Source organism: Acetobacter syzygii (assembly GCF_000964225.1).
GTDB lineage: Bacteria > Pseudomonadota > Alphaproteobacteria > Acetobacterales > Acetobacteraceae > Acetobacter > Acetobacter syzygii.
The window spans coordinates 149,530-162,228 of sequence record NZ_BAMZ01000009.1 but is presented as its reverse complement, the minus strand read 5'-3'; the positions used below and the strand labels follow the sequence as shown (position 1 = coordinate 162,228).

10 protein-coding genes and 1 tRNA gene are annotated in these 12,699 nt (G+C 55.6%); 6 read left to right on the top strand and 5 right to left on the bottom strand.

Going from position 1 to position 12,699, the window contains the following annotated elements; genetic code table 11:
• Positions 1–135 precede the first annotated feature (135 nt).
• The 5 genes from Absy_RS04595 to Absy_RS04575 all read right to left on the bottom strand — a co-directional run bounded on the left by Absy_RS04595 (position 136) and on the right by Absy_RS04575 (position 4,724).
• Positions 136–1,155, bottom strand: a complete 1,020-nt coding sequence (locus Absy_RS04595) for an NAD(P)/FAD-dependent oxidoreductase (RefSeq protein WP_048853542.1) — start codon at positions 1,153–1,155, stop codon at positions 136–138.
• 173 nt (positions 1,156–1,328) lie between these two features.
• Positions 1,329–2,549 (bottom strand): NADP-dependent isocitrate dehydrogenase, encoded by a 1,221-nt coding sequence (locus tag Absy_RS04590; protein ID WP_048853541.1) that lies wholly within the window; start codon positions 2,547–2,549, stop codon positions 1,329–1,331.
• A gap of 250 nt (positions 2,550–2,799) precedes the next feature.
• Positions 2,800–3,243 carry a hypothetical protein gene (locus Absy_RS04585; protein WP_048853540.1) on the bottom strand — a complete coding sequence of 148 codons (444 nt, stop codon included), beginning with the start codon at positions 3,241–3,243 and terminating at the stop codon, positions 2,800–2,802.
• Between the two features lie 165 nt (positions 3,244–3,408).
• Positions 3,409–3,484 (bottom strand) — tRNA-His (locus Absy_RS04580).
• A 79-nt stretch (positions 3,485–3,563) separates the two neighbouring features.
• Positions 3,564–4,724, bottom strand: a complete 1,161-nt coding sequence (locus Absy_RS04575) for an aminotransferase (protein WP_048853539.1) — start codon at positions 4,722–4,724, stop codon at positions 3,564–3,566.
• A 241-nt stretch (positions 4,725–4,965) separates the two neighbouring features.
• On the opposite strand from Absy_RS04575, the gene Absy_RS04570 reads away from it, so the two are divergent.
• From Absy_RS04570 to Absy_RS04545, 6 genes are all read left to right on the top strand, one after another.
• On the top strand, positions 4,966–5,304 hold the full coding sequence (locus tag Absy_RS04570) for a P-II family nitrogen regulator (RefSeq protein WP_025826259.1): 339 nt from the start codon (positions 4,966–4,968) through the stop codon (positions 5,302–5,304).
• Positions 5,305–5,406: 102 nt separating this feature from the next.
• Positions 5,407–6,852 (top strand): type I glutamate--ammonia ligase, encoded by a 1,446-nt coding sequence (gene glnA / locus Absy_RS04565; RefSeq protein ID WP_048853601.1) that lies wholly within the window; start codon positions 5,407–5,409, stop codon positions 6,850–6,852.
• A gap of 205 nt (positions 6,853–7,057) precedes the next feature.
• The gene (locus Absy_RS04560; RefSeq protein WP_048853538.1) at positions 7,058–9,475 is read left to right on the top strand and encodes a glucose/quinate/shikimate family membrane-bound PQQ-dependent dehydrogenase; all 2,418 of its coding nucleotides are present in this window, start codon (positions 7,058–7,060) and stop codon (positions 9,473–9,475) included.
• A 60-nt stretch (positions 9,476–9,535) separates the two neighbouring features.
• Positions 9,536–9,784, top strand: a complete 249-nt coding sequence (locus Absy_RS04555) for a hypothetical protein (RefSeq protein WP_048853537.1) — start codon at positions 9,536–9,538, stop codon at positions 9,782–9,784.
• The gene (locus Absy_RS04550) at positions 9,781–10,434 is read left to right on the top strand and encodes a S24 family peptidase (RefSeq protein ID WP_048853536.1); all 654 of its coding nucleotides are present in this window, start codon (positions 9,781–9,783) and stop codon (positions 10,432–10,434) included. The genes Absy_RS04555 and Absy_RS04550 overlap by 4 nt, the downstream gene beginning before the upstream one ends.
• Positions 10,435–10,610: 176 nt before the next feature.
• Entirely contained in the window at positions 10,611–12,650 is a 2,040-nt protein-coding gene (locus tag Absy_RS04545; RefSeq protein WP_048853535.1) for a putative bifunctional diguanylate cyclase/phosphodiesterase, read from the top strand.
• The last annotated feature ends 49 nt before the right edge of the window (positions 12,651–12,699 follow it).

Genomic DNA, 12,699 nt, shown 5'->3' with positions numbered 1-12,699 from the left:
GCTTCATCCTTATGAGAGGATGGGAGAGGCCCACCCGCCTGAATGGCACTGGAAACTGCTGGTCTTTACCCTTTGGTGGCTTACCCGCAAAAAAGGGGGGTATTATGGCAGATGACCAGCAGATCGGGTTAAAAGCTATGCAGCAGGCACGCCTTTGCTGGTCGAGTATTCAAAATGCAGGGCCTGGTCGGGGTAAATAATGGGGTGAATGGCATGGGCCGTCATGGCCGCTTCGCTGAATCCCTGGAGGATCAGTTTTAGCTTGCCGGGGTAGGTGGCTACGTCCCCAATGGCAAAAACGCCGGGCAGGCTGGTTTCGCAGTTGGATGGGGTTACGGGAATGGTAGAGCGTTGCGTGTCCATGCCCCAGCGGGCTACCGGACCAAGGTCGGTGGCCAGACCAAAGAAGGGGAGCAGCACATCGGCTTCCAGTGTGCGTGTGGCGCCATCCATATCAATAACATCCACACCGGTCAGGGCTCCCTGATTTCCGCGCAGGGCATGAAGCTGGTATGGAACGACTTTTTCAATCCGCCCTGCTGCTACAGCCTCGTCGAGCTGGCGCAGGCTTTCCGGTGCACCACGGAAGCGGTCGCGGCGATGCACCAGATAAAGTTTTGCAGCCAGATCCTTAAGCGAGAGTGCCCAGTCCAGTGCAGAATCGCCCCCACCGGCAATGACGATGCGCTTGTTCTGAAAATCGGCTTTACGGCGGACATAATATTGCACCGCGCCGGTTTCCTCATACGTATCCAGCCCATCCAGAGGGGGACGGTTGGGGCCAAATGCGCCAGCACCTGCTGCAATAATAACCGCTTTGGCGTGCAGGCTGCGCCCTTGGTCCGTAACGAGCGTAAAGTCCCCGCGTTGCCCGCTCAGGCTTTCCACCCGATGTTTGAGCAGGCGAGGGATGCTGAACGGGGCAATCTGGCGTTCCAGATTGCCAATCAGTTCGGCCCCTTCTACCGCTGGGCAGGCGGGAATGTCATATATCGGTTTTTCCGGGTACAGGGCTGCGCACTGCCCGCCAACTTCGGGCAGGACGTCTATAAGCACGCAACGCAGGCGCAGCATGGCGCATTGGAAAGCGGCAAACAGCCCGGCCGGGCCAGCCCCGATAATGGCAACGTCTGTGTCTGCGGGTGTGTCTGACATACGCAGGTTCCTGCTCTTTTGGTTATGCTAAGATACAAAGCCCTGTTTTGCGTCAGCACTGGTTTGGACGCAATGGTAAATGGCTTGTTCGCAAGCATATTTGGCAGGGTCTGTGGGCGTTATGCCAGAGGGTGCAAAAGCAGGCCCGTGGCGTACGGGCCTGCAAGAGTTGCTTAGGCTTTTGCCAGTTCTTTTTTAAGGCGTTCGTCCAACACATCCAGAAAAGGCTGGGTATCCAGCCACTGGGCGTCTTTGCCGACCAGCAGCGCCAGATCTTTGGTCATCTGGCCGCTTTCCACTGTATCAATACAGACTTTTTCCAGTGTGTTGGCAAAATGCACCACGTCGGGTGTGTTGTCGAACCTGCCCCGGTAAGCCAGCCCGCGAGTCCATGCAAAAATGGAAGCTATGGGGTTGGTGCTGGTCGGGCGACCCTTCTGATGTTCGCGGTAATGGCGGGTTACGGTGCCGTGTGCGGCTTCGGCCTCCACCACATCCCCCGATGGGCTGAGCAGGACGGATGTCATCAGACCAAGGCTGCCAAAACCTTGGGCAACAATGTCACTTTCCACATCGCCATCGTAGTTTTTGCAGGCCCATACGTAGCCACCGGGCCATTTGAGCGCGCAGGCAACCATATCATCAATCAGGCGGTGTTCGTAGGTCAGGCCCAGTTTTTCAAATTCGGCCTTGAACTCTTCCTCATACACTTTTGCAAACACATCCTTGAACATGCCGTCGTAGGCTTTGAGGATGGTGTTCTTGGTGGAAAGGTAAACGGGGAGCTTGCGGTCCCGCCCGTAGGAGAGGGAGGCACGGGCAAACCCTTCAATGGAAGCCTGGGTATTGTGCATTCCCAGTGTAACTCCGGGGCCCTGGAAGTCATGCACATCCAGTGTAATGGGTTCGCCTCCATCGTCGGGTACGTAGTTCAGGGTGACTTTGCCGGGACCGGGAATTTTTGTTTCCGCAGCACGGTAGATGTCCCCGTAAGCATGGCGGCCAATGACAATGGGCTTGGTCCAGTGTGGTACCAGACGCGGCACATTGGAGCAGATAATGGGTTCACGAAAAATGGTGCCATCCAGAATGTTACGGATGGTGCCGTTGGGAGAACGATACATTCTTTTAAGACCGAACTCCGCCACCCGCGCCTCGTCCGGTGTAATGGTCGCGCATTTGACCGCCACCCCGTAGCGCTTTGTGGCTTCGGCAGCATCAACCGTAACCTGATCATTGGTGGCGTCGCGGTGTTCAATACCCAGATCGTAGTATTTGAGGTCAATATCCAGATAAGGCAGGATCAGCCGTTCGCGGATGAAGTGCCAGATAATACGGGTCATTTCATCCCCGTCCATTTCCACAACCGGGTTTTTGACCTTGATTTTAGCCATGCTTAACAATCCATTTCCGACATGTTTTTTTTGTTGTTCGCATTGAATGCTGCGCAATATGTATGAGCGTCATGCACTGTATGGATTGAGCAACTTAAAGCACTGGTAAACAGGGCTCCGCATCACATTCCGGACAGGAATGGTCGGTTTAAAATAGATACAGGCCAAAAAGTAGCTTTTATGCCGGGTGGACCGGGTGATCACATTCCGGTCAACTGGAAGTGGGGGGCTTGGTCTGACCCGTGCCCTGCTAATGGGTGGTGTTGGCAGGAACTGGTTGCAAAATAGGATCGAGGGGTGCGTTGATCTGCGCTTTTTTTTGCTGGATTGCCGAATTCTCCTGCTCCTGAATGAGCCCGATCTCACTTCCAAACTGGTCGGGGGTATATAGTCCTTCACGCAGGTGTTGTGCGGCTTCCACGCCTTTGGACGCACCTTCCATGTAAATGGGAGCATAGGGGCCGTAAGCCTGTCGGCCATATTTTTGGGTGGCTCTGGCAAGGCAGTTCATCAGCTTGCCCATATTGTTTGCCGCAACCTGACCGGGGCGTGTCTGGTAAGTGTCCAGACATGTCTGTTTAGCCTGATAGAGTGCCGATTCAGCCTGAGGCGTATTGGGAGGTGGCGCGGAAGCAGCGCAGGCTGTGAGCACGAAGAGCGGGAGCAGGCTTAGGGAAGGGAACGTGCTTTGCATGATCCGTTCTTATGCCATGGTCCGGGTGCAGGAGAACACACCATACAGGGAGTCTGGCCTGATCAACGCAGTTATCTGCATTCATCGGCGCACGTCTGCCAGTGTATCTGGCCCGGATTCATCTGAGCCGTGTGGAATAAATGATTTTTAAGGGAAAACACATGCTGGGGCGAACGACGGGGATCGAACCCGCGACAACCGGTACCACAAACCGGCGCTCTACCAACTGAGCTACGTCCGCCGCACAGCAAGCGGACGTTTAGAGAAAAGCAGGGAAGCCGTCAATCAGATAATTGCAGAAGATGATGGAAAAAACCGTTTTACCGGTTTTTCCATGCTTCCATGCGGTTCAACGCCTCTATCAGCACCTCTGCACGTTTGCAAAAAGCAAAGCGAATAAGATTGCGCGGTGGGTTTGCATCGTAAAAAGCGGAAGCGGGGATGGCGGTCACACGGGCCTGTTCGGTAAGCAGGCGTGTAAATGCCACGTCGTCCAACCCATTGGCGAGGGGGGTAATATCCACCATAACAAAGTAGCTCCCCTGATAAGGCAGCACGTCAAAGCCCAACCGCTGGAGGCCGGATGCAAGGATGGTTCCCTGTGTGGCCATGTCCTGCGCAAGGGTGGTAAAATAGTCCGTATCCTTGCGTAGGCCAAAAGCTACGGCGCGTTGCAGGTTGGGTGGCGTGGCAAACACAAGGTTCTGGTGGGCTTTGGCAATGACTGTGGCAAGGGGGGCAGGGGCGGTTACGTAGCCCACCTTCCAGCCGGTCAGGGAAAAGCTTTTACCAGCACTGCCAATACGCACGCAGCGATTGCGCAGGCCCGGCAGGGACATGAGCGAAATGTGCGGGGTGTTGAAGACGAGATGTTCGTAAACCTCGTCGCAAATGGCAAAGGTATCGTGCTGCTGAACAAGTGAGGCGATAAATGCCAGCTCTTCAGCCGTAAACACCTTGCCGGTTGGATTCATGGGGGAGTTGAGAATAATGGCCTTGGTACGGGCGGAAAAAGCCTGCGCCAGCTCCTGCCGTGGCAAAGCCCAGTCGGGTGCCTGCAGGCGTACAATCCTGGGAATACCGCCTAACTGGCGCACAACAGGCAAATATGTGTCGTAGAGAGGTTCCATCAACACAACCTCATCCCCCGGTTCGATCAGGGCCATAAGGGAGGCTGCCAGTGCTTCCGTGGCACCGGATGTGACCACAACTTCCGAATCGGCCTGCACTGTAATGCCCTGAAAACGCAGGTTAGCTTCCGCTATGGCGGAACGCAGTTCGGGTAGTCCTGTGAGGGGTGCATACTGGTTCTGCCCGTCAAGCAGGGCATCGGCTGCAAGGCGAATCATGTCCTGCGGACCTTCCTGATCAGGGAAACCCTGCCCAAGATTAATCGCATCGTGCTGGCGGGCGAGAGCGGACATGACCGTAAAAATTGTGACAGGAAGGTCGGCAATCTGCCTGTTAAATGCTTTTGTCATTGCAAATTCCCTTGCCCCGCAGGCGGGAAAAGAAGAGGTTATGGACACAACCGGAACAGTCAGGGCGAAAGTTCGGTTTAATGCTTTACCGATACAAATTCGCACCTACCCGATTGCCCGAAGGGGCAAGCCGTGCAAGTGTGTGCGGGTCCGGTCCGTAAGGTTTGTAACGGGCTGGATATAAAAACAAGAGAGTACAGGCCCCCACGTGGGTCCAGCAATGGTGTGTTGACGACGCGAGATGAAAAAGATCGAGGCCATTATAAAGCCCTTCAAGCTTGATGAAGTGAAGGAAGCCCTTCACGAGCTCGGGCTACAGGGTATTACCGTGATCGAAGCCAAGGGTTTCGGACGCCAGAAAGGCCATACAGAGCTTTATCGCGGCGCGGAGTACATTGTTGACTTTCTTCCAAAGATGAAAATTGAGGTTGTCTGTCCTGCTTCCATGGTGGAGCGTGCTGTGGAGGCTATTTCCACAGCGGCGCGTACCGGACGGATCGGTGATGGCAAAATTTTCGTGATTCCGGTGGATGACGTAGTGCGCATCCGTACGGGGGAGCGAGGGGAAGACGCGATCTGACATCCGCCGCATGGTGGCAGACCCAGGCAGGCGCGCACTCCACAATTCCACAGCATGTTTCCGCAAGGTGCGGAACACAACAGGCTTTTAGGTGAAGAGAGCATGGTGAAGAAAACAGCTTCGGCGGGCGACAGCAAGGCTGCTGCAATTGCCAAGGTTTTTGACCTGATTCAGGAACATTCGGTCGAACTGGTTGACCTGCGGTTTACGGACACGCACGGCAAGTGGCACCATACGTGCCAGCACGTCAGCACCATTGAGGAAGACAGCTTTACCGACGGCTTCATGTTCGACGGGTCTTCCATCGCAGGGTGGAAAGCCATTAACGAAAGCGACATGGTTCTGCTGCCTGACGCAACGTCCGCTGTAATGGACCCGTTTTCTGCCCGTCCGCAGCTGATCCTGTTCTGCGATATTATTGAGCCGTCCACCGGACAGCCCTATAACCGCGACCCACGCTCCACCGCCAAGCTGGCCGAGCAGTACCTCAAGTCCTCCGGTCTGGGCGATACGGCCTTTTTTGGCCCTGAAGCCGAGTTCTTTATTTTCGATAACGTCCAGTTTGGTACAGGCCCCAACTACGGCACCTACCAGCTTGACAGCATTGAAGGCCCCGATGCCTCGCTTAAAGACTACCCCGAAGGCAACATGGGCCATCGTCCGGGTGTAAAGGGCGGCTACTTCCCCGTTGCTCCGGTTGACAGCGAAAGCGACCTGCGCGCTGAAATGCTGGCAACAATGGGCGAAATGGGTCTGGCCATTGAAAAGCACCACCACGAAGTTGCGCAGTCCCAGCATGAACTTGGCACCAAGTTTGAAACGCTGGTCCGCTCTGCCGACTTTATGCAGATTTATAAATACTGTGTGCACAACGTGGCGCACTCCTATGGCAAGACCGCCACGTTCATGCCGAAGCCGATCTATGGCGATAACGGCTCGGGGATGCACGTTCACCAGTCCATCTGGAAAGACGGCAAGCCGACATTCGCTGGTAATGGCTATGCAGACCTGTCCGATACGGCCCTGTATTACATTGGCGGTATCATCAAACATGCCAAGGCCCTGAACGCCTTTACCAACCCGTCCACCAACTCCTACAAGCGCCTGATTCCGGGCTTTGAAGCCCCTGTGCTGCTGGCTTATTCCGCCCGCAACCGTTCCGCTTCCTGCCGTATTCCGTATGCGACCAGCCCCAAGGCCAAGCGCGTTGAAGTGCGGTTCCCCGACCCCACGGCAAACCCCTACCTGTCATTCGCTGCCATGCTGATGGCTGGTCTGGACGGGATCAAGAACAAGATCCACCCTGGCGATGCCATGGACAAGGATCTGTATGATCTGCCCCCCGAAGAACTGAAGCAGATCCCAACAGTTGCAGGCTCCCTGCGCGAAGCACTGGAAGCACTTGCCGCTGACCATGAGTTCCTGCTGGCTGGTGGCGTTTTCACCAAAGACCAGATTGAAAGCTACATCACCCTGAAGTGGGATGATGTGTACCGCTTTGAACACACGCCGCACCCGGTTGAGTTCGAAATGTACTACTCCGTCTAATGATAATCCCTTAAGGGGTTTAATGGACGACAAAAACGCGGCTTCCATTTGGGAGCCGCGTTTTTTTGTTTTGGAATAGGAAATGGAAACTTATTCATTTTCTATGTATAAGGTGGTATATTTGTTCGTAAATAATATTGATTGATCCCGGATGATCGTTCTTTTCTAATGGAACGGTGTTTGTAGCTTGAGGAGAGTATCGGTCATGCAAGGCGACCGTTCCAATGTTCTGTCAAAAACCACGGCATTGATCTGCATCGTGCTTGGCATTGTTCTGGCGGGAGCGGGCAGTTGGCTGGCCATACTCGGTGGTTCCGGTTTTTACGTTATTTGCGGTCTGGCGCTTTTGGTAACGGGCGTTTTGTTCTGGCGGGGGCGGCGCGAGGCTCTGTGGCTTTACGCCGCCATAGCAGCTTGCACGCTGCTTTGGTCTGTTATGGAAGCAGGGTTTGACTTCTGGGCGCTTGCACCACGGGGGGATGTGGTGTTGCCGCTGGGGTTGTGGCTGCTGTTGCCTTTTGTTTCTGGCGCGTTGCGGCCGGTATCGGTCTGGAACCGGGTGCCCCTTCTGGTTGTGATTCTGGCTGGAATAGGTGTGTATGGCTACGCGCTGACGCAGGACCCGCAGGATATGGCTGGTGTGCTCCCTCGTGCGCAGGTTGCCTATAATGGCGTGGCCCTTCCGGGAGAGACTTCATCCGTACCGGCGCAGGATTGGCCTGCTTACGGGCGTACGCAGGCAGGGGACCGCTATTCCCCCCTAAACCAGATTACAACAGGTAATGTGAGCCAGCTTAAGGTGGCGTGGATGTTCAGAACCCACGACCTGCGTGGCCCGGATGATCCGGTGGAAACCACGGATGAGGCCACACCGATCAAGGTTGGTAATAAGCTTTATCTGTGCTCCCCCCATCAGTGGGTTTTTGCGCTCGATGCTGCTACGGGCAAGCAGATCTGGCGCTTTGACCCCAAGCTGCTTGTTAATCCGACTTTCCAGCACCTGACCTGCCGTGGTGTCTCCTACGCAGCAACGCCTCCGCTTGTGACGGAGAGTGCGGAAAACACTGCGGGAGTGCCGTCCAGCCAGTGCGCAGAGCGTATTTTTCTGCCAACGAATGATGGACGGCTGATTGCGCTGGATGCTTCCACAGGGAAGGTTTGCCCGGCATTTGGCCATAATGGAGAGGTCGATCTGACCGATGGGATGCCAATGCGCACCTTGGGGTTTTATGAACCCACATCCCCCCCGGTCATCACTGACAAGCTGGTTATTATTTCTGCTGCGGTAACGGACAACTACTCCACGCACGAGCCATCCGGCGTCATACGTGCCTATGACCTGTATAATGGCACGCTGGTCTGGGCGTTTGATCCGGGTAACCCGGACCCCAACCAGCTTCCATCCAAGACGCATCTGTTTACCCCTAATTCGCCCAATTCGTGGATTGTCTCTGCCTACGATGCCAAGCTGAACCAGATTTACATTCCCACAGGCGTGGCAACCCCGGACATATGGGGTGGCAAACGCACGGATCTGCAGGAGCGTTATGCATCGGGCATTCTGGCGCTGGATGCTTCTACAGGCCGTAAGGTCTGGTTTTACCAGACTGTTCATCACGACCTGTGGGACATGGACGTGCCAGCCCAGCCCAGCCTGATCGATTTTAAGCGCGAGGATGGCACGGTCGTACCGGCATTGTATGCGCCAGCCAAAACGGGCAATATTTTTGTGCTGGATCGCAGGAATGGGCAGTTGCTGGTGCCTGCTCCCGAACAGGCGGTGCCACAGGGAGCTGCACAGGGGGATCATGTGTCGCCCACTCAACCGTTCTCGCAGCTGACCTTCCGGCCCAAAACCAAACTAACGGATAAAGATATGTGGGGTGCAACCATGCTGGACCAGCTGGTGTGCCGGATCATGTTCAAAAAACTGCGTTACGAGGGGCCGTTTACGCCGCCGTCCGTGCAGGGAACGCTGGTGTTTCCTGGTAATCTGGGCATGTTCGAATGGGGTGGGCTGGCTGTGGACCCTGTGCGGCAGGTGGCATTTGCCAACCCGATTGCCATTCCATTCGTGTCCCGCCTTGTGCCGCGTTCTACAGACAATCAGGTTATCCCTCCCATGGGGCACGATATTGCCGCAGCAGGAGGGGAGAACGGGTTGCAGCCCCAGTTTGGTACGCCTTTTGGGGTGGAGCTTAACGCATTTCTTTCTCCCTTGGGGATTCCCTGCAAGCAGCCTGGGTGGGGGTATGTGGCGGGCGTGGACCTGAAGACCAACACTATTCTTTGGCAGCATCGGAATGGCACAACGCGGGATAGTTCCCCCCTGCCGTTTGGCTTCAAGGTGGGTATTCCCTCTCTTGGCGGGCCAATCATCACTGCGGGCGGGGTCGCGTTCCTGACCTCCACGGCGGATTATTACATTCGTGCATATGATGTGACGGATGGAAAGATGTTGTGGCAGGACCGCCTTCCCGCAGGTGGTCAGTCCACCCCCATGACGTACGAGGCAAATGGCCGTCAATACGTTGTCACGGTTGATGGGGGGCATGGGTCCTTTGGCACCAAAGAAGGTGATTATATTGTGGCTTACGCCTTGCCAGATGCCGCCCGTAAATAACGGGGCAGAGGTCTGGCGTAAGGCTTGCAGTTCCATGCAGGATCGGTGATCCTGTATGGAATGTGGAATGAGCCTTACCTGGAAACATGCTGCCGTGCTGCCCTTCACAGGGTTTACCTTGCCGGTCAGGGCGGGCGCCCGTGCGGCTTAAAGGATGATCCATGCCTTGAGCGGCTGGAGCGCAAGGGGCTGGTTGGCCGTAATGCGCAAGGTCGGTTTGTTGCAACGGACGAAGGCTTGGCCCGCCATGCCCATGAAGTACTGAAGCAGAAGCGCTCGGCTGCTGTGCCTATATCTTCCAAACCATGATTCCGCAGCCGCAAACCATCTGGCAGACGGTGGATGCACTGGCCCGGGAGCAGGGGTTTACTTCATCGTCTCTGGCTAAAGCGGCGGGGCTGGATGCTACGGCCCTTAATCCGTCACGCAGGGTGGTGGCCAGTGGCGCCATGCGGTGGCCATCCCTGCCAACGTTGCTGCGTGTGCTGGATGTTCTGCAGGTGCCACTTGGGGTTTTTGCCCAGCACATTGCCAACGCCGGTCCATGTCGCATTGTGCCGGACGAGAAGGGGCGGCTGCTCCGTGCCCTTCCGTTTTCCATGCTTGGGCAGAATGGTGTGTTTGATCAGCAGGGGCTGCCGTGTGGTCCGGTGTGGGAGCGGGAAGTCTCCCCCGGTCAATGGTGGACCGAACCAGATGCCTATGTTGTGCGCATGGATGGTGACGGCATGGAGCCGGTTGTGCGGGATGGTGGGTCTGTAGTTGTTGTTCCCTCTCTTCCATTGCGGGAGGGAGACCGGGTTTTGGTGCATGGTCCCGGCCATACACCGATAATGGGGCTACTGCTGGAAATGGGAGCCGGTTTGAACTTCTGCTCTTTTAGGGGAGGGGAGGTGCAACCGCTTGATGCGCTGGGCGAAGGCGTGTGGCTGCACAGGATTGTTATGATGACGGTATGAGCAGCCGCTTAGCGTAAGCCCGTTCTGGGGAAATCAGATTATAAAATAATGTTTTTAAGACTGTGGCAAAATTTCGTTCCTTTGGAGGACAGTTTTGGATACCTTGGAGCAAATTAAAGTAGAATTTTAAGAATATATTGTTTTTTCAGTAAGTTGGGTTGTGGGAAGCGCTTCTGATGATGGTTGTAAGGTGCATTCTTGGCCAGCATAACCTGTGGCTGGTCTGTGTAGCTGCCTTGCTATGCTGTTGTGGTTCTGGTGTTACCGCATCCCTGTTCCGCCATGCCCTGCGCGCCAAAACCAACCAGTGGTATGCGTGGCTTTTTTTGACAGCATTATCGAGTGGCGTTGCAATCTGGTGCACCCACTTTGTGGCCATGCTGGGGTATGGCACAGGTGCGCCCGCCCGGTTTGACCCTTTGTTAACCAGTATATCCCTGCTTATAGCCGTGTTTGGCAGCACCATAGGGTTTACGCTCGCCACCTGCCGTTTTGCCCGGTTTTTGCCCGAAATTGGTGGTGCCATTGTTGGGCTGGCCATTGTTGCCATGCACTACACCGGCATGTTGGCCTACCGTGTGCAGGGCCAGACGACGTGGAATATGCCCTGTCTGGTTATTTCTGTTCTGGCGGCAGTCGTGCTGTGTGTGCTCGCGGTACGTATGGGCGTTAAGGGAGGGCGGCGCGCCACGGCATCTATGGCGGCGGTTCTGGCACTGGCCGTGCTGTCTGTTCATTTTATTGGCATGGCTGCATACCATGTGCAGGTCACATCTCATGCGGCGGCCATTGCAGGCCAGGGGGATGATTCCATTGTGCTGGCGGCAGCGATTGCCATCATGTCTTTCCTGATCGTGGGGGGCGGTCTGGTCAGTGGCATGATTGATGACAGTTCCCGTGCGGACTCGGTGGAAAAGCTGCGGCGTATGGCGCTGAATGATCCTTTGACCGGCCTGCCCAACCGCATGAACTTCCATCAACGTCTTGATCTGGAACTGGACTGGGCGCGGGAGACCAACGGCAAGCTCGCTCTGGTCGGGATTGACCTTAACCGGTTTAAGGAAATTAACGACCTGCGCGGCCACAAGGCGGGGGATGAGGTTCTGCGTATTCTTGGGCGACGGCTGCGTGCCGTGTTGCAGGATAATAGCAGCGAATTTATCGCCAGAACGGGTGGAGATGAGTTTCAGGCCCTTTGCCGCATGACCTCTGCTGAACAGATCAAGGTGTTTTTGCACAGGCTGGAAGAGGTTCTGTTTAAACCCATTCGTTTTGAAGATTCGGAAGTCCAGTCCGGGGCCAGTCTGGGGGTTGCCATATGGCCCGATCATGCATCTGATAAGGAAGCCCTGATCAATAATGCCGATCTGGCCATGTATCGCGCCAAGGCAGATCCGGGGCGTCATCCCTGTTTTTATGAACCGTCAATGGACGAAAAAGTACGCAACCGTCGCAAGCTGGCAGCCGACCTGCGCGATGCGGTCAAGGCCGGGCAGCTTACGGTCTGCTATCAGGTGCAAAGAGTTGTTGCGACTGGAGAAATCCGGGGGTTTGAGGCTCTGGTACGCTGGCAGCACCCTACACGGGGTACTATTATGCCCGATGATTTTATTCCCCTGGCTGAAGAGAGCGATCTGATCCTGCAAATAGGGGAATGGGTGCTTAGGTCTGTGTGCGCAGAGGCAGTGTTGTGGCAGCAACCTTACAAGGTTGCCGTCAACTTGTCGGGCATACAGTTTGTTCATACGGACATTGCGCGTGTTGTGGCCAATGTGCTGGAACAGACAGGGCTGCCACCAGAGCGGCTGGAACTGGAACTGACAGAATCGACCATTATTGCCGATCAGCCCCGCGCCTTGCAGGTGCTGCGCCAGATCAAGAGCATGGGTGTCAGTCTGGCGTTGGATGATTTTGGTACGGGATATTCGTCGCTGGATACGCTGCGCCGCTTTTCTTTCGATCGTATAAAAATTGACCGGTCCTTTTTTGGTGCCGTGCAGGCGAGCGATCAGACGCTGGCGGTTGTCCATGCCGTGCTGGCGCTGGGTAAGGCGTTTGATATTCCGGTCATGGCGGAAGGGATCGAGACAGCCGACCAGCTGAATATGCTCCACGAGGTCGGGTGTGAAGAGGCTCAGGGATTTTTGCTGGGTCGCCCCGCGTGCCTGGATGATGTTGTTAAAAATGGGCAGATCACCATGAATCGGGTTGCCTAAACAGGCGCTTTTTACCCCAAAATAAAGGGGTGCTGGCAGGGCAATGCAC

Bases quoted from the DNA above. Each gene is read 5' to 3' on its own strand.
- Absy_RS04575 (WP_048853539.1), bottom strand. From the start codon at position 4,724: ATGACAAAAGCATTTAACAGGCAGATTGCCGACCTTCCTGTCACAATT.
- Absy_RS04570 (WP_025826259.1), top strand. From the start codon at position 4,966: ATGAAAAAGATCGAGGCCATTATAAAGCCCTTCAAGCTTGATGAAGTG.
- Absy_RS04560 (WP_048853538.1), top strand. From the start codon at position 7,058: ATGCAAGGCGACCGTTCCAATGTTCTGTCAAAAACCACGGCATTGATC.
- Absy_RS04545 (WP_048853535.1), top strand. From the start codon at position 10,611: ATGATGGTTGTAAGGTGCATTCTTGGCCAGCATAACCTGTGGCTGGTC.
- Absy_RS04595 (WP_048853542.1), bottom strand. From the start codon at position 1,155: ATGTCAGACACACCCGCAGACACAGACGTTGCCATTATCGGGGCTGGC.
- glnA (WP_048853601.1), top strand. From the start codon at position 5,407: ATGGTGAAGAAAACAGCTTCGGCGGGCGACAGCAAGGCTGCTGCAATT.
- Absy_RS04555 (WP_048853537.1), top strand. From the start codon at position 9,536: ATGTGGAATGAGCCTTACCTGGAAACATGCTGCCGTGCTGCCCTTCAC.
- Absy_RS04585 (WP_048853540.1), bottom strand. From the start codon at position 3,243: ATGCAAAGCACGTTCCCTTCCCTAAGCCTGCTCCCGCTCTTCGTGCTC.
- Absy_RS04590 (WP_048853541.1), bottom strand. From the start codon at position 2,549: ATGGCTAAAATCAAGGTCAAAAACCCGGTTGTGGAAATGGACGGGGAT.
- Absy_RS04550 (WP_048853536.1), top strand. From the start codon at position 9,781: ATGATTCCGCAGCCGCAAACCATCTGGCAGACGGTGGATGCACTGGCC.